This window comes from Myceligenerans crystallogenes, from assembly GCF_039529775.1.
Taxonomy (GTDB): domain Bacteria; phylum Actinomycetota; class Actinomycetes; order Actinomycetales; family Cellulomonadaceae; genus Myceligenerans; species Myceligenerans crystallogenes.
This window is the reverse complement of record NZ_BAAANL010000002.1, coordinates 545,533-562,776: the sequence shown is the minus strand read 5'-3', so window position 1 is coordinate 562,776 and position 17,244 is coordinate 545,533. Positions and strand designations below refer to the sequence as shown.

Annotated in this window: 14 protein-coding genes; all 14 read left to right on the top strand. The window is 72.8% G+C overall.

The window, feature by feature from the left end; translation table 11 throughout:
* Window positions 1-91 precede the first annotated feature (91 nt).
* The 14 genes from ABD208_RS07305 to ABD208_RS07240 all read left to right on the top strand — a co-directional run bounded on the left by ABD208_RS07305 (window position 92) and on the right by ABD208_RS07240 (window position 16,874).
* Window positions 92-1,219 (top strand): LLM class oxidoreductase, encoded by a 1,128-nt coding sequence (locus ABD208_RS07305; RefSeq protein ID WP_344101074.1) that lies wholly within the window; start codon window positions 92-94, stop codon window positions 1,217-1,219.
* On the top strand, window positions 1,219-1,806 hold the full coding sequence (locus ABD208_RS07300) for an NAD(P)H-dependent oxidoreductase (protein WP_344101072.1): 588 nt from the start codon (window positions 1,219-1,221) through the stop codon (window positions 1,804-1,806). Before ABD208_RS07305 ends, ABD208_RS07300 begins: the two co-directional genes overlap by 1 nt.
* Before the next feature lie 83 nt (window positions 1,807-1,889).
* Window positions 1,890-2,366, top strand: a complete 477-nt coding sequence (locus tag ABD208_RS07295; RefSeq protein ID WP_344101222.1) for a flavin reductase family protein — start codon at window positions 1,890-1,892, stop codon at window positions 2,364-2,366.
* Between the two features lie 47 nt (window positions 2,367-2,413).
* Window positions 2,414-3,310, top strand: a complete 897-nt coding sequence (locus ABD208_RS07290) for a DUF1684 domain-containing protein (RefSeq protein ID WP_344101070.1) — start codon at window positions 2,414-2,416, stop codon at window positions 3,308-3,310.
* Between the two features lie 92 nt (window positions 3,311-3,402).
* A complete protein-coding gene (locus ABD208_RS07285) occupies window positions 3,403-3,939 on the top strand; it encodes a GNAT family N-acetyltransferase (RefSeq protein ID WP_344101220.1) in 537 nt (178 codons plus the stop codon).
* Window positions 3,936-4,970 carry an amino acid ABC transporter permease gene (locus ABD208_RS07280; protein WP_344101068.1) on the top strand — a complete coding sequence of 345 codons (1,035 nt, stop codon included), beginning with the start codon at window positions 3,936-3,938 and terminating at the stop codon, window positions 4,968-4,970. The genes ABD208_RS07285 and ABD208_RS07280 overlap by 4 nt, the downstream gene beginning before the upstream one ends.
* Window positions 4,967-5,731, top strand: a complete 765-nt coding sequence (locus ABD208_RS07275; protein WP_344101066.1) for an amino acid ABC transporter ATP-binding protein — start codon at window positions 4,967-4,969, stop codon at window positions 5,729-5,731. Before ABD208_RS07280 ends, ABD208_RS07275 begins: the two co-directional genes overlap by 4 nt.
* 52 nt (window positions 5,732-5,783) lie before the next feature.
* A complete protein-coding gene (locus ABD208_RS07270; RefSeq protein WP_344101064.1) occupies window positions 5,784-6,806 on the top strand; it encodes an ABC transporter substrate-binding protein in 1,023 nt (340 codons plus the stop codon).
* Window positions 6,807-6,961: 155 nt separating this feature from the next.
* A complete protein-coding gene (whiA, locus tag ABD208_RS07265; RefSeq protein WP_344101062.1) occupies window positions 6,962-7,942 on the top strand; it encodes a DNA-binding protein WhiA in 981 nt (326 codons plus the stop codon).
* A 287-nt stretch (window positions 7,943-8,229) separates the two neighbouring features.
* Complete coding sequence (locus tag ABD208_RS07260) at window positions 8,230-14,799, top strand: polymorphic toxin-type HINT domain-containing protein (protein ID WP_344101060.1); 6,570 nt, start codon at window positions 8,230-8,232, stop codon at window positions 14,797-14,799.
* Window positions 14,800-14,842: 43 nt separating this feature from the next.
* Entirely contained in the window at window positions 14,843-15,199 is a 357-nt protein-coding gene (locus ABD208_RS07255; RefSeq protein WP_344101058.1) for a DUF6881 domain-containing protein, read from the top strand.
* Window positions 15,200-15,373: 174 nt separating this feature from the next.
* Complete coding sequence (locus ABD208_RS07250; protein ID WP_344101056.1) at window positions 15,374-16,006, top strand: hypothetical protein; 633 nt, start codon at window positions 15,374-15,376, stop codon at window positions 16,004-16,006.
* A 227-nt stretch (window positions 16,007-16,233) separates the two neighbouring features.
* Window positions 16,234-16,479: a hypothetical protein gene (locus tag ABD208_RS07245; RefSeq protein ID WP_344101054.1), complete on the top strand. Its 246-nt coding sequence runs from the start codon at window positions 16,234-16,236 to the stop codon at window positions 16,477-16,479.
* Window positions 16,476-16,874 carry a hypothetical protein gene (locus ABD208_RS07240; protein ID WP_344101052.1) on the top strand — a complete coding sequence of 133 codons (399 nt, stop codon included), beginning with the start codon at window positions 16,476-16,478 and terminating at the stop codon, window positions 16,872-16,874. Before ABD208_RS07245 ends, ABD208_RS07240 begins: the two co-directional genes overlap by 4 nt.
* The last annotated feature ends 370 nt before the right edge of the window (window positions 16,875-17,244 follow it).

Sequence of the window (17,244 nt, the reverse complement as noted above, 5' to 3'; positions counted from 1 at the left end):
ATCCCGCGTCGTGCGGCCGCCGCAGTCCGTGCGGCACGACCCCTGCCCACCACGGCACCTCTGCGCCCACCGCCAAGAACGGATGACCCTCATGCCTCCTGCCCTCGCACACCCGCCCACGTTCCGGCAGCTGCACCTCGGCCTCGACCTGTCCGGCGCCGGCGCCGTCCCGGCGTCGTGGACCGGCGGCCCGCGCGTCGCCCGGCAGTTCGACGCCGGCCGCACGGCCGACCTCGTCGCCGACGCCGAGCGCGCCCTGCTCGACCTCGTGACGTTCGACGACGCCTTCGCCCTCAAGCCCACCGGCCGCGAGCTGCGGGGGCACCTCGACTCCGCGGTGGGCGTCTCGCGGCTCGCCCGCACGACGTCGCGTATCGGCCTGGTCGCCTCGCTCGACCCGAGCCGCGTCCCGCGCGAGCACGTGATCACCGCCCTGGCGAGCCTCGACCGCGCCACCGGGGGCCGCGCCGCCTGGCAGCTGGAGCCGCGGGCGGGCGAGGCCGCCCGGATCCTGCCCGCCGTGAACGGGGTGCGCGCCGGGTTGCCCGGGCCGCGCACGCCGCTCGTCGTGGTCCGCGCCGCCACGTACATGGACCTGGTGGAGGTCGCGCACCGGGCCGACGTCGTGCGGCTGCGCGCCACCGACCTCGGCCAGGCCGCCGCCATGCGGCGGGCCCTGCGGGCCGTCGCCGCCGGCGCGGGCCGGGACCCCGACTCCATCCGGGTCCTGCTGGAGGCCCGTGTGGTGCTCGCCGCCGACGAGACGGGCGCGCAGCTGCGCGCCGAGCTCGCCGGCGTCACGGCCGAGGCGGCCGACACGCTCACCCACATCGGCACGGCGCGCGGCTTCGCCGCGATCATCGCCCAGGCCGCGGTGGAGGACGCCGTCGACGGGTTCCACCTGCTGCCCGCGCACCTCGACGCCGACGTGCCGGTGATCACGCACCGGCTCGTCCCGATGCTGCGGCGCGCCGGGCTGTTCCGGAGCGAGTACCCGGGCACGTCGCTCCGGGCGACGCTCGGGGTACCGGAGCAGACCGTGCCGGGCGCCGCGGGCCGGGCCGCCGGCGTGCGGCCCGCCGCGGCCCGGCCCGCGACGACGCGGGCACCGCAGGCGGCGGCGCAGCCCGCCCCGGCCCGCCGTCGTTCCCGCCGCACCGCCGGCGCCGCACCCGCCCAGCCCCGCCCCGTCGTCGTCCGAGAACTGGAGACCGCCTGATGAACGACTCGAGCACCCGCCCGGCCGCCCCCTGGCCGGACCACTCGCCGAACACCGACGTGGTCACCCTCGTCGGCAACCCGCGCCAGGGTTCCCGGACCCGCTGGGTCGCCGAGCGCGTCGCCGACCGGCTCGCGGAGGTCCTTCCCGGCCGGCACGAGCCCCTGACCGTGGAGCTGGCCGACCTCGCCGCGCGGGTCCACCAGCCCGCGGAACCGGACGTCGCCGCGGCGCGGCGCGTCGTCGCGAACGCCCGGGTCGCCGTGGTCGCGACGCCGGTCTACAAGGCCTCCTACACGGGGCTGCTCAAGACGTTCCTCGACGGCTACGGGCCCGAGGGGCTCGCGGACGTGGTCGCGGTGCCGGTCGTCGTGACCGGCACGCCGGCGCACGCCCTGGTCGGCGAGGTCCACCTGAGGCCGCTGCTCGCCGAGCTCGGGGCCACCGTCCCGGCCCGGGCGCTCGTGGTGACGGAGGCCGAGATCTCGCGCCTCGACGAGGTGCTGCAGGTGTGGTTCGGACGCTGGGACGACGCCCTGCGGGCGGCGCTGCCCGGCGTCCGGGCGGTCGAGGGGGTGCTCCCGTGACCGCGGAGACGGCGCTCGCGCGCCACGCCGCGCACCCCGCCGTCCCCCGGGCGGCGCGCCCGGCCGGCCGCCCGGCGGAGCCCCTGGCGCCCGACGCCTTCAAGGGCGTCTTCCGCGGGCACCCCGCCGGGGTCGCCGTCATCGCGCTGGACGGGGGCGACCGGCTGGTCGGGTTCACCGCCACGTCGGTGATCTCGGTCTCGGCCGAGCCTCCGCTGCTGGCCTTCTCGCTCGCGTCGACGTCGTCGTCGTGGCCCGCGCTGCGCACGGCGCGGACGGTCGCGGTCAGCTTCCTCGCCGCGGACCAGGCCGAGATCTCCTCGCGGTTCGCCACGAGCGGGATCGACCGGTTCGCGGCCGGCGGCTGGTCGGCGCTGCCGACCGGCGAGCCGGTCGTCGACGACGCCGTCGCGTGGGTGCGCGGCGAGGTGCTTCAGCGCACCGCCGTGGGCCGGAGCTACCTCGTGTCGCTGCTCGCCCGCGACGCCGTCGTGCACGAGGGGCGCGAACCCCTCGTGTACCGGGACCGCACCTACCACCGGCTCACGAACGGCACGTGAGCCGGCGCCGTCGCACCTGCCGCCACCATCGCTTCCGGAGGAACCCCATGACCCACACGACCGACCGTCCGGCCCCCGCGGCCCCCGCGGCCCCCGCGTCCCGCGCGGCCCACGATCCCGCCGCCGCCCACGCCGCCTGGCACGCCGCCCGCACCGCGGACCTGCGGTCCCCGCAGGGCTGGCTCACCCTCAGCTCGCTGCACTGGCCCGGCTCCGCGCCGGCCCGCCTGCCCGGCCTCCCGGGGCAGTGGTGGGTCGACGGCGGCGCCCTGCGCACGTGGCCCCACGCCGCGGCGGACGACGCCGCACCGGGCGCCTTCACCGGCGCCGACGTCGTGGACGGGCGCGCCGCCGTCCAGGTGGCGGAGGGCGGCAGCACGATCCTGGGCACGTTCCTGCCCGCGGGCCGGCCGGACGACGACGACCACCGGGTGGCCGTCGAGGTCGCGCTGCGCACGGGCCGGTACGCGATCCGGACCCGCGACCCCCGCGCCCCCGGCCTGGCGGGATTCGAGGGCGTGCCGCTGCACCCGTACGACCCGGCCTGGGTGCTGGACACCCCCGTGATCTGGTACGGCGAGCCCGAACCCGTGGTCGTGGGCGCGGCGCAGCCGCGGCTGGTGCACCACCTCGAGGCCGTCGGCGAGGTGGAGGTGGTCGTGGCCGGGCGCGCCACGCGCCTGACGCTCACCGGCACGTACGCCGCCCCGGTGCTGCTGTTCGGCGACGAGGGCGCGGACCACGCGCCGTGGCGCGGGCTCTGGCCGGTCGTCTCCGGCGTGGTGCCGGGCACCTCGGGCGTCGTGCGCCTGGACCTGAACCGCACGGTCAACCTGCCGTACGCGTTCACCGACTTCGGCACGTGCCCGGCGCCGCCGGCCGGCAACCACCTGCCGTACGAGGTGGCCGCGGGCGAGAAGGCGCCACGGAAGGTCCTGCGGTGACCGCGCCGGCCGGCGTCGGGCACGCCCTGGCCCGGGGCGACCTCGTGGCACGCCGCGGGCCGGCGGGCCGGGTGGAGGTCAGGTCGGTGCCGATGGACGACCCGCTGGTCCGCCCGATGCTGGACGAGCTGGCCCAGGAGTACCGCTCCCGGTACCACCGGTTCACCGAGGAGGACGTGCGCGAGGAGATGGAGCGCTACCCGGCCCGCGAGTTCCGTCCGCCGGACGGCGAGCTGCTGCTCCTGCTCGACGACGGCGAGCCGGTGGCGGGTGGTGCCTTCCGGCGCCGCACCGAGCCCGAGCTCGGCGACCCGGCGCGGCTCGCCCGCCCCGACGCCCGGGACGCCGGCGGCGCGCCCGTCGTGCCCACCGCGGAGCTCAAGCGGATCTGGACGAGCTCCGCGCACCGCCGCAAGGGCCTGGCCCGGCGCGTCGTGGCGGAGCTCGAGCGGCGTGCCGTGGCCCTCGGGTACGCGCGCCTCTACCTCACGACGGGTCCGCTGCAGCCGGAGGCCGAGGGGTTGTACCTGGCCACCGGGTACACGCCGCTGTACGACGCGCCGCGGCGCGCGGGCGGGTCCGGGGAGCCGACCGTGTCGCTGCCGTTCGAGAAGTGGCTGGTGCCGTGAGCGCCGAGTTCGCGCAGGACGAGTCGCGGCTGCTGCGCGTGCCGCCCGTCCTCCTGGCCGAGCGGGACGCCGGCCCGGCCTCCACCGCGGCGGAGCTGGCCCGCCTGCGGGTCCGGCCCGCCCTGCGGCCTGGCCGGTGGGCCGCCTCGGCCGTGGCCGGCCTGGTGCTCGCGGGGGTGGTCTGGTCCCTGGTCACCAACGACCGGTGGCAGTGGGACGTCGTCGCCACCTACCTGACCTGGCCGTCCGTGGTGGAGGGCGCGCTGACCACCGTCCGGCTCACCGTGGTGTCCGCCCTGGTCGGCTTCGCGCTCGGCACCGTGCTCGCCCTGATGCGGCTGTCGGCCTCGCCGCTGCTGCAGGCCGTGTCGTGGGCGTACACGTGGGTGTTCCGGTCGGTGCCGGTGCTGCTGCAGCTGCTGCTCTGGTACAACCTCGCCTACCTCTACCCGACCCTGAGCCTCGGGATCCCGTTCGGGCCGCAGTTCCTGTGGTTCGACACCGTCGGCCTGATCGACAAGTTCTGGGCCGCGATCCTCGGGCTGGGCCTGTCCCAGGCCGCCTACAGCGCGGAGATCGTGCGCGGCGGGATCCTCTCGGTGGACCAGGGCCAGCACGAGGCGGCCGCCTCGCTGGGGCTGCCGCGGCGGCGGCAGTGGACGCGGATCGTGCTCCCGCAGGCGATGCGGTCCGTCGTGCCCACGGCCGTCAACGAGGTGATCGGCCTGCTCAAGGGGTCCTCGATCGTGTACGTGCTGGCCTACAACGAGCTGTTCTACGTGGTCAGCATCATCTACGGGCGCAACGGCAGCCAGGTGGTGCCGCTCCTGGTCGTCGCCTCGATCTGGTACCTCGCGCTGACCACCCTCATCACGGTCGTGCAGTACTACGTCGAGCGGCACTACGCCCGGGGCGCGCTGCGCACCCTGCCGCCGACGCCGTTGCAGCGCCTGCGCCGCGGGTTCGCGGCGTGGTGGCGCGCGGCGGGTGCGCCGGGTGCGCCGGGCGCGGCGCGGGGAGCGGCGCGATGAGCAAGGGCCTGATCGAGGTGCACGGCGTGCACAAGACGTTCGGGACCGTCGAGGCGCTGCGCGGGGTGGACCTGACGATCCGCCCGGGCGAGGTCGTCGCGATCGTGGGGCCGTCCGGTTCCGGCAAGTCGACCCTGCTGCGGGCGGTCAACCACCTGGAGAAGGTGGACCGCGGCTTCGTCGCGGTCGACGGCGAGCTCGTCGGCTACGCCCGGCGCGGCGACGTGCTGCGGGAACTGCCCGAGAAGGAGGTGCTGCGGCAGCGCACCCGCATCGGGTTCGTCTTCCAGAACTTCAACCTGTTCCCGCACCTGACCGTGCTGGAGAACGTCACGGAGGCGCCGGTCGCGGCCCTGGGGCGCGCGCCGCTGGAGGCGGAGGCCGAGGCGCGCGAGCTGCTGGACCGGGTGGGCCTGGCCGACAAGGCCGGCGTCCGCCCGCGGCAGCTGTCCGGCGGGCAGCAGCAGCGCGTGGCGATCGCCCGCGCGCTGGCGCTGCGGCCGTCGGTGCTGCTCTTCGACGAACCCACGTCGGCGCTCGACCCCGAGCTCGTCGGGGAGGTGCTGCGGGTCATCAAGGACCTGGCGGGCACCGGCACGACGCTCGTCGTGGTGACCCACGAGATCGCGTTCGCCCGCGAGGTCGCCGACACCGTCGTTTTCATGGACCGCGGCGTCGTCGTCGAACAGGGACCGCCCGCGCGCGTGCTCGAGGCGCCCGAGAACCCCCGGACCCGCGCCTTCCTGGAGAAGGTGCTGTGAGACCGGCCCGCCCGGACGGCCCCGCCGGCCACCGAGAAACCGAGGAGACCCCATGCACCCCCCACGTCTGACCCGCAGGAGCGGCGCCGTCGTCGCGGCCCTGCTCGCCCTGCCGCTGCTCGCCGCGTGCGGCGCGGTGAGCACCACGGACCCCGCGGCGGCCGAGGCCGCCGGCCCGGTGGACGGCGGCGGCGGGAACGCGCCGTCGGCCGCCGGCCTGGAGGTGAGCACCGACCCCGAGCAGGACCGCCCGCGGTCGACCGAGTCGGCCGAGGCGGTGGGCCTGCTCCCGCGCGAGTGGCGGGCCAAGGACGAGATCGTGGTCGCCGTGAGCGCGTCCGGCGCGCCGCCGCTCGTGTTCCTGGCCGACGACGAGAAGACGCCGATCGGCAACGAGACCGACATCGCCCAGCTGGTGGCGGACGGGCTCGGCAAGGAGGTGCGGTTCGAGGTGGTCTCCTGGGACGACTGGCCGCTCGCGCTGGAGTCCGGCCGGGTCGACGCGGTGATCTCCAACGTGACGGTGACCGAGGAACGCAAGGAGACCATCGACTTCTCCTCCTACCGCGACGACGAGCTGGGCTGGCTCGTGCGGGCGGACTCGGACCTGACGGTGGGCGGCCGCGAGGACATCGCCGGGCTGACCGTCGGCGTGGGCTCGGGCACCAACCAGGAGAAGATCCTGCTCGAGTGGGACCGGCTGAACCAGGAGGACGGTCTGGACCCGGTCGAGGGGCCCGAGTACTACCAGCAGCTCTCCGACGTCCTGCTGGCGCTGCAGTCGGGCCGCACGGACGTGTACGTGGGGCCGAACGCGTCGCTCGCCTACCAGGCGCGCGTCGCCCCGGACGAGTTCAAGGTGGTGGGCACGCTGAACGGCGGCTGGCCAGAGACCGCGCAGCTCGCCGTCGCGACGAAGAAGGGCTCGGGCGTGGCCGACGCGGTCACCGCCGCGCTGAACCACGCGATCGGGAACGGCTCGTACGCGAAGGTCCTGGAACGCTGGGGCCTGCAGGGCGAGGCCGTCGAGCGGTCGGAGACCAACCCGCCGGGGCTGCCGGCGCCCCAGGAGTGAGGAGTGCCGGGCGCCCGGTGCGGCCGGGCGCCCGGCCCTGATGACGTGCTCCGGTAACACGGACGACGTGCTCCGGCAACACGCCGGGACATTTCACACAGTGCTCCGCGATTCTCCCCCCGGCAAGTCGGGCCGGACGTGGCAGGATGGCGGCCATGGCGCTCACGGGTCAGGTCAAGGAGGAACTCGCACGAGTGCGGGTCGCGAAGACGTCGTGCCGTAAGGCCGAGGTGTCCGCCACCCTGCGGTTCTCCGGGGGGCTGCACATCATCTCGGGCCGCGTCGTGATCGAGGCGGAGCTCGACAACGAGTCCGCCGCGACGCGGCTGCGCCAGGCGATCCAGGAGCTGTACGGGCACACCAGCGAGCTGATCGTGGTGCAGGCCGGCGGGATCCGCAAGTCGTCGCGGTTCGTGGTCCGGGTGGTGCGCGACGGCGAGTCGCTGGCCCGCCAGACCGGCCTGCTCGACGCGCGCGGGCGGCCGGTGCGCGGGCTCGCTCCCGAGGTGATCTCGTCCGGCGTGCAGGAGGCCGAGTCGGTGTGGCGGGGCGCGTTCCTCGCGCACGGGTCGCTCACCGAGCCCGGCCGGTCCATGTCGCTGGAGATCACCAGCCCGGGGCCGGAGGCCGCGCTCGCGCTGGTCGGGGCCGCGCGGCGGCTCGGCGTCCCCGCCAAGTCGCGGGAGGTGCGCGGCGTCGACCGCGTCGTCGTGCGCGACGGCGACGCGATCGCCACGATGCTGCAGCGCATCGGCGCGCCCGAGACCCTGACTATCTGGGAGGAGCGGCGTGCGCGCCGCGAGGTGCGCGGCACGGCGAACCGCCTGGCGAACTTCGACGACGCGAACCTGCGCCGCTCGGCCCGCGCGGCCGTCGCGGCCGGGGCGCGGGTGCAGCGCGCGTTCGAGATCCTGGGCGACGAGGTGCCGGAGCACCTGCGTCAGGCGGGGGAGCTGCGCCTGGAGCACAAGCAGGCGTCCCTGGAGGAACTGGGCCGCCTCGCCGACCCGCAGCTCTCGAAGGACGCGGTGGCGGGCCGCATCCGCCGCCTGCTCTCGACGGCGGACAAGAAGGCCGCCGACCTCGGCATCCCGGACACGGAAGCGGGCCTGAGCCCGGACCTCCTGGACATCTGACGCGGGCCCGCCCGCGGGGCGCGAGAGATTCTGGTACGCCACGGCCCGAAATTTTGGCCTGCTGGACGCGGAAATTTTGGCCCACTGGGCCGAGAAATTTTGGTATGTTCGCTAGAGAAGCGAGCCGCCCACCTGGCGCCCTGACGTCGGATTCCTGCCCGCATCTTCGCTCCTGGCCGAAAGGTCCGGACGTTGTGGGTGAAATCCTTGTGTCACCCGGTACGGCCGTGATCTGATGGGTGCGGCACCAGCACTGCTCAGCGCCCATCGGTCACGGGAGACCAGCGATGACTGCAGCAAGGTCGCACCACTTCGTCCTGCACCGTTCGATGTTCGAGCGTCTCGGCAACCGGTGGATCGGGGTCGCCACGGCGATCGGGTTCGCGGCCACGCTGCTGGTCGCCACGGTCCCGCCGGCGCCCGCCGATGCGGTGCCGCCCGTGCCGAAGGTGGCCGCCGGGCAGGGCCCGGTCGAGCGCCCGATGCCGGCCGGCGTGCGCTCCGCCGAGGCCGTCGACGAGGAGGCGCGCCCGCCCGTCGTACCGGAGGGCGTCAGGGCCGGCGGCGAGCCGGTCGCCGTGCCCGACGCCGAGTGGCGCACCCTCACCCGCCTGAGCACCCGTGCCGCCGAAGCGGGCGACCCGGCGGACCCGGCCGCTCCGGCCGGCATCGCCCCCACGACGGGTCCGGCCCCGGCAGCAGCCGACGACGCCGCCGTCCCCGGCTCCTTCACGAACCTCGACCTGCGCCCCGGCTTCCTCCTCGGCGACACGTCCGTCGTCCTCTACTTCGACGCCGACGACGTGAACCCGGACTGGACGGCCGCCGTCGTGCGCCTCTACGAGCGCGACTCCCAGGAGGTGCAGGCCTCCACCCGCCTGACCCGCGAGGACCTGGAGTCGCCCCGTGCCTGCGGCGTGCACGACTTCTGCCGTTCGTTCGGCCGCGACACCGGCTGGGACCTGACCAGCGGCGAGCGCTACTTCGTCACCGTGGCGGCCGTCGTCCCGGGCGGCGACGAGATCGTCTCGGACCCGTCGGCGCCGTCAGCCCCGCGCCGCACGATCCTGCCGCCGGAGATCCCCGAGGACCAGGCCGCCGGCTGCGGCTGCGAGAACGCGCTCTCGCCCACCGCCGTCGCGCAGGCGAAGCGCGGCGTCGGCGTGAACACGGGCACGGGCTCGTTCGTGCGGGTCGAGCGCGACCTGCAGATGGCCTCGTTCGGCATCCCGTTCGCGAGCGTGCGCACCTACTCGTCGGCGAACAACCGCCCCGGCCCGCTCGGCGTCGGCTGGGCGTGGACGTACGACATGAGCGTCACCCGCACGGACGACGGCGTCATCGTGCGCGCGGAGGACGGCGCCGAGGCGCTCTACACGCCGGACGGCGACGGCTACCGCCGCCCGCCGGGCGTGCGGTCCGAACTGCGCCGGGCCGGTGACGGCTGGGACCTCGTCACACCGCAGCAGGTGCGCTACCGGTTCGCGGCGTCGGGCCGCCTCACGGCGATCCTCGGCCCGCGGGACGACGGCGTCCGCCTGTCCTACGACGAGGACCGCGTCACCGTCACCGACGCCTCGGGCCACGAGGCCAACGTGTTCCTCGAGGACGGCCTGATCCGCACGATCGCCCTCCCGGACCACCGCCGCGTCCAGTTCTGGTACGAGAACGACCTGCTCACCACGGCGCGCGACGCGCGCGGCGAGCTGTGGCGGTACGGGTACGACGACGCCGGGCGGCTCGCCACCGTCACGGACCCGGACAAGCGCGTCACCCTCCGGAACACCTACGGCGACGACGACCGCGTGGTCTCCCAGAGGGACGGCGCGGGTGCCGAGATGACCTTCGACTGGTACCCGGCCCGGCAGGAGGCGCGCACCGTCGACGCCGACGGCGTGCAGGTATGGGACGGCTACCGCGGCAACGTCCTGATCTACTCCCAGCGCGGCACGGGCGACGCCGACAACCACCGCTACAACGGGCGCCTGGACCGCAACCTCGTGGTCAACGGCAACCAGTACCAGCACACCGTCCGGTACGACGGGAAGGGCAACCCGACGCGCGCCGTCGCGCCGCAGGGCTTCGACGAACGTACGAAGTACGACGACCGGAACAACCCGGTCGAGTACACCGACGCCAACGGCAACGTCTGGAAGAACACGTACAACGAGTTCAACGAGCTGGTCCGCAGCGTCGACGCCGAGGGTCATCAAATCACCCATGCCTACGACGACCGCGGTCTGCTCACCAGCAGCACGGACCAGCGCGGCAAGATCACGCGCTACGAGTACTACCCCGAGGGCGACGAGAACGCCGGTCTGCTGCACGCGGCCGTCACGCCGGAGGGCCGCCGTACCGAGGTCGGGTACGACCGGACCGGCCGCCAGGTCTGGGCCACGGACCCGCGCGGCGTCGCCGACCCCCACGAGCGCCGCGACTACACGACCTGGACGCGCTACGACGACCAGGATCGCGTGGTCGAGGTGCAGGAGCCCGGCAAGCACCACCCGTGGCGCACGCTGTTCGACGACGTCGGCCGCCTGGCGAAGGAGATCACGCCCGAGGGTGCCACGACGTCGTACGCCTACCACGACAACGGCATGGTGGAGCGCGTGGCGCAGGGGCCGCGCGTGGTCTCCTACAAGTACACGACCGCCGGCCGCCGTGCGGCCGAGCGCGTGCACATGACGCACACCGACGACCTGGTGACGTCGTACACGTACGACGCGAAGGGCCTGGTCAAGACGGTGACGTCGCCGCGGGGCAACGTGCCGGGCGCGAACCGGGCGGACTTCACCACCACCTACTTCTACGACGCGAACGACAACCTCGTGCGCCTGCGCATGCCGTACCCGGGCAGCCCGGGGTACGTCGACCGGGACATCAGGTCGGACGCGCTGGACCGCACCACCGCCACGGTCAACGAGCTGAACAGGCAGTCCACGTTCGAGCGCGACAACCTGGGTCAGGTCGCCTCCACCACGGACACCCGCGGCCGCACCACCACGATGCGGTACGACAAGACCGGCCTGCAGACCCGGCGCACCGACCCCGCCGGCAAGACCACCCGCACCGAGTACGACGCCGCGGGCAACAAGATCAAGGAGATCTCGCCCACCGGCGGCATCACGACCTGGAGGTACACCGACGACGGCCTGCTCGCGTCGGTCACCGAGCCGCGCGGCAACGTCGCGGGCGCCGACCCGGGCCGGTTCACCACGCGGTACGAGTACGACCTCGCGGGCAACCTCACCGCCGAGATCGACCCGCTCGGGAACACGACCCGCTACGAGTACGACGCCACCAACCGCGTCGTGGCGACGTCGGACGCCAAGGGCAACACGACCCACGTCAACTACCGCGAGGACGACCAGGTCAGCCACGTGCGCGCGCCCGACGCGCCGGACCTCCCGGCGTGGTCGAAGGCCTTCGCCACGGTGCTGGAGTACGACCGCGACGGCCTCATGACGGGCATGCGGGACCCCGAGGGCGGCCGCACGCACATGGACTACGACGAGGCGGGGCGGCCGACGACGTCCACGGACCCGCTGGGCCGGACGACGCACGTGACCTACGACGCCGAGTCCAACGTGACGGCGTCGCTGACCGTCGCGCCGCACGAGCGCCTCGACGAGGCGGAGCGCGCCGCGCGCACCATCACCTCCACGTACGACCTGCGCAACCGCCTCACCGCCCAGCAGGTCGGGGCGCAGGGCCCGCGCTACACGTTCGGCTACGACGCCAAGGACCGGACCGTCTCGTACGGCGACCCGCTGGGCGTGCGCAACGTGACGTACGACGCCGAGGACCAGATCACGAAGGTGGTCCGGGACGAGGCCACCGGGCCGGACGAGACGTTCACCTACGGCTACGACCAGCGCGGCAACATCACCCGGCGGACCTACCCGGACGGGACGCAGATCCGGTCCACGTACGACGCGGACTCGCGCCCGATCTCGACGACGGCGTCCGGGGGATCCGCGGGCGCGACGCCCGCGACGTGGCGCTACGCGTACGACGTCGCCGGGCGGCGGACCGCGACCACGCTGCCGTCGCCGACGGGCCTCGTGGAGGAGCGCGAGTACGACGACGCCGGGCGGCTGACGCGCATCGGCACGGAATGGACCGGGGGAGCACCGCCGGACGGCGTCCAGGACCCCGTGTCGGACTTCCGGCTGACCCTCGACGCGGTGGGCAACCCGGAGCGGGTGCTGACCACGCGTGGCGGGGTCACGGAGTCCGTGGCGTACGCGTACGACGAGGCGAACCGGGTGACCGACGCCTGCTACGGGGCGAAGGAGTGCGGCTGGAGGTCCGAGGACGCCGGGCGGATCGCGTACGACTACGACCTGCTCGGGAACCGCACCTCGCAGAAGCGCACGGGCGAGGCCGGGCACGACTTCACGAGGTACTCGTACGACCGGGCGTCGCAGCTGGTCAAGGAGATCACGATCGGAGAGGGGCCGGACGAGGACCGCGAGGAAGGCGAAGGCGCGGACGCCGACGGCCGTGGGGCCGGCGACGAGAAGGACGCTCCCGACACGAAGGACACGGCTGAGGCGAAGGATTCCGCCGACGCGCAGGGCGTGGCCGGCCGGACGGCGTCGTCGGGCATCGACGTCACGACCTACGAGTACGACGTGCTCGGCAACCAGATCCGCGCCGGCGACGACCGACTCACGTACAACCTCGACAACACCCTGCGCTCCGCCACCGTGGACGGGCAGACCACCACCTACCAGTACGACGCCGGCCGGATGCGGCTCACCGCGCAGGCCGGGTTCGGCCAGGACGCGACGACCCGGCGCTTCTCGTGGGACACCAACGGCACCATCGAGAACCTCGCCGTCGACACCCTGACCGGCGCGAACGGCCAGGTGCTCGGCCGCCAGGCGTTCGCCTACGGCCCGACGGACGAGCCGCTCGCCCTGCTCGACCAGGCAACCGGCGCGCACACCTACACCCACGACTGGCTCGGCAGCGTCGTCAACATGCTCTCGCCCGGCGGGCAGGTCGAGGAGGGCTACGACTACGACCCGTTCGGCCAGCCCCGTGAGGGCGAGACGCTGGAGGGGACCGCGCAGGAGGGCGCGGCGCTCGCGGAGGGCGACGACGGCGGCGAGCCGACCGCGTCGCCGAGCGGCACGCCGGGCGCGGCGCCGTCGGCCGGTGCGTCGCCGGGTGTGGCGCCGAACGCCGACGACGCCGGGGCCGCCGCGGCACCGCCGGTGAACCCGATGCGCTTCACGGGTGCCTACCAGGACTCGAGCACCGGTGAGGGCAACTACTTCATGCGGGCACGGAACTACGACCCGGGCACGGGCCGGTTCTCGTCCGTCGACCCGCTGGGCGCGCAGCCGCCGGGATCGAGCCCGTACGTCTACGCCGCCAACAACCCGCTGGTCTACACGGACCCGACGGGCGAGATGGCGATGGTCAACGGCGGAGGCGGCGGCGCCCCGGGCGGCACGCCGACGGCGCCGGGACAGGAGCAGCCGCCGGGCCCGAGCGCCGAGGACGTCGCCGAGGCGCAGCAGCTCCAGAACAAGTCCGTGCTGGACGTGGTCCTGGAGGCCGGCGGGCAGATCCTCATGGAGGTGTTCGGGGTCAACGACGTCCTGAACTGCCTCAAGGGCGACATCGGCGCCTGCGCCATGGTGATCGTCGGTGCCCTGCCCTGGGGCAAGATCTTCAAGGCTCCCAAGATCATCGAGGCGGTCTGGAACGCCGGCAAGGCGGTCATCAGGTTCTTCGAGGAACTGAAGTGGGCCAAGCAGATCCTCGCGGGCGCCAAGAAGGCGGCGGACGCGGCAGCGGCGGCCAAGGCAGCCGCTGCGAAGGCGGCACGCGAGGCGGCCGCGAAGGCCGCCAAGGCCAAGGAAGCCGCGAAGGCCAAGGCCAAACAGCTCGCGGAAGCAGCCAAACGCCAGGCCCGCCAGGACGTGGCCAAGAAGAAGGCGAGCACGACGGGTCAGGCCGACGGCGCGGCGAAGAAGGACCCGTCACCGGGTTGCCAGACCAACAGTTTCGTGGCCGGGACGCGCGTCCTGATGGCGGACGGCACCACGAAGCCCATCGAGGACGTCGAACCCGGTGACAAGGTCCGTACCGCGGACGAGGTCACGGCTGCCCGTACAGGTGCACAGCTGGTGACCGCCCACATCCGTGGCAGCGGCGAGAAGACCCTCGTCACCATCACCGTCAAGGATGCCGACGGCGACGAGCAGAAGCTGGTCGCGACCGACGGCCATCCGTTCTGGGATCCCGCCGAGGACGCCTGGGTCGACGCGATCGACCTCCGCTCGGGCAGCTGGCTCAAGACGAGCGCAGGTACCTGGGTCCAGGTCGCGGCGGCCGAGGTCGAGCGCACGCGCGCCGTCGTGCACAACCTCAGGGTCGCGAGCGAGCACACGTACTTCGTCGGGGTCGCCGACGACAGCGTGCTCGTCCACAACTGCGGGAAGGAGATCTCCGAGAATGACGTCAGAGACCTGCTCCTCGTTTCGCGGGCGGGTTATGACACGGTCTCGGCCGGAAGGGGAACTGCCAGGGTGACGGCGGCCGCGGCCTACGTGTGGAACCCGAGAGCAAATGCCGGGCAGGGGGCGCGCGAACTGCGGTACGCAGAGAATGTGCCTGGTGGTCCCCACGCGGAGGATGTTCTCATCGGAAACATGGGCGCCGACGAGACGCTGCTGGGAATAGCTTCGAGTGGTCTCATCTGCAACAACTGCGGCGGGATCGTCACCGGTATTCCAGGGATGCAGTTCACCGGGGTCGGGAAGGCGAGGAAGCCGTCCCCGAGGGATGTCACCATGTTCAGGACCGCCATCAACACGCTCTTCCAGGTCGGATAGCCTCGTGAGGTCAATCGTTCGGTTCGATGACTGGGGGGACGAGATGGAAGCGTCCGACGAGGCGCCGGGGCCTGAGCCGGTCCCCTGGTACGCCTATGGGGTCGGCAGGTATGAAGGTGGTCCGTTCTGGGAGTTCTACGTCGAGGTCGGGGCCGGCGGGCGGGAGTCGCGGATCGTCGGAATCTTCGCGGGCGAGCCAGGGCGGATGGTGATGGAGTGGGCGGATGGCAAGGAGTATCAAGGGCGACTTCGCCTGAGCGATCAGGAAGTTGCCGACCGGGACGCCCTGAGGGCGCTGCGCCCGGGTTCCTTCGATCCGATCGACCGGGAAGAGTTCGAGGAGGTGTGGACCGAGGCGCGAGAGGTCGGGTGGCGACCTTTCCTGGAGCCTTCCGAGTGATCCCGCCCCGGGCAGGCCCGATGCCTGGTGCCGGTAGCGGCGCCAGGTGGCGCAAATCGCCGTATTATCCTTGTCGTCGCAGGTCATGGCTGCTAGCTTGCCCGTGAGCCGCGTCACATCCTTGTTGTCGGTCGACGGCGACCGCGGGGGGCGCCGCGGCTCGCGGAGGCCGGCATGGAATGGATCAGCGCGCTTCTCGACACCCTCGTCAAACCCGTGCTCGGCTGGCTCCGGAAGGCCGGCGAGTTCGTCGTCCATCATCCGTGGCAGACGGTGAAGATGGCAGTCGGAGCGGTGATCACCGGAGCCGTCGTCACGGCCGCCGTCTTCGCGGTCAACTTCTTCACCGCGCCCGTCCGGATCGGCGGGCTCGACGTCGTCGGCTTCTGCGATCACCACGGGTTCACCCAGAGCAGCGTCGAGTCGAGCTCCTGCCACGACGACATCGACCTCGACAAGGCGTGCGGCTGGACCTACGGCACGCCGGGACTCCGGGCGGAGTTCAACGGGGAGACCCTCTACTCGGCCGACTGCGTCGACCGGGACGCCGCCTCACGCGGCGGCATCGACAACATGACCGGCTACTGCCACTCGAAGCACAAGATCGCGGCGGAACGAAAGCTGCACGTCGAAGGGGTCATCGCCGGCCCCGACACGATCGACGAGGGCCGCTGGATCTGCCGGGCCGACGCCGATCCCACCGCCGTCTGCCGCTTCAACTACCCGGGCGCCACCCAGGCCCGCCAGGACCCGGCCAGCCGCCAGTGGTCCTGCTACGGCCCCCAGGATCCCGCGCTGCTCGGCTGACCTGCGCTGACGCACGGCCGTCGGCGCCGATCGGAAGTGTTCGCCGCGAAGCAAAACGAGCAGACTAACCCACTGAACGCAGTTCTGCATGTGCACACAAACGTGCGCTCGACCGGGAGAGAACTGTGTGTTTCGGTGACGCCATGGCAACAGCAGAAGGGCTGATCGAACTCAGCCGACCACGAAGGCTCCCGGGCGTGGGTGACCTCCTCGCTACCATGAGGAGCATGACCGACGCCGTCAGGCTTTCCATCAGCTTCCCCACCGATCTCGCCTCGGACGTGCGTGATGCCGCGGGCGAGCGAGGGGTGACTGAGTACGTCGTCGACGCCGTCCGTCACCAGCTCGCGATGGACAAGCTCGACGCCCTGGTCGCGGACTTCGAGATGCGCCGCGGGCCACTCGACGAGGCGAAGGTCGAAGCGGCCGAGAAGATTCTTCGTCGTGTGCTGGACGAGGGGATCGACGCATGACGGGCGGAACGCTTCTTCTGGACAGCGAAGGCCTCGCGCGGCTCGTCTCCGACGACGACGGGCTCGTCGCGATCATCAGGGCCGCCCGGCGCAGGGGTGCGACCATCATGACCACGACGATGACGACTCTCGAGGGCGACGACCCCCGGGTGCCGGACGCCCGCTTCCGGTGGACGCTCTCGAAGGTCGACGTCCAGGAGATCACGCGCGATGCTTCCCGCGACGCCCGCGCCCTCCTCCGCGAGCACAAGCTCCGCGGTCACTCCCACGCGATCGACGCGGCGTTCGCCGCGATCGCGCGGTCGGCCCCGAAGCCGGTCGCGATCGTGACGTCGGATCCGGATGACATGCGCAGGCTGGCCGGGCCGGGCGTCAGGATCATTTCTCTTGGCTGATCGCGGCTGCGGCCGGGCCCCTGCGTGAGCGGGCCCCGGCCGCGCCGGAGTCCCGGGGTATCAGGGTGATTCGGCGGTCATGAATTTGGGTGCGGTGGGCGATGAATCCTGGCTTGCCGATTTCTTTACCTGAATAGTCCAAACATTGCATCCCAAGGCTGTGATCTGCGATCAGTGGGTGAATTTTCTACGGTGGCTGGCGAGGGCTGAACCCAAGGGCTCTCTGATCACCAATGAACAGTGAGGAAATTCTCATGGAACTGCTCGACGGACTGGTCGCCAACCTGATCGACCTTCTCGCAAGCCTCGGGCTGACCGTCCCGATGTGACCTGAGCCGGCATCGGTCGGTTGTCTGCCGCGCGCTCCATC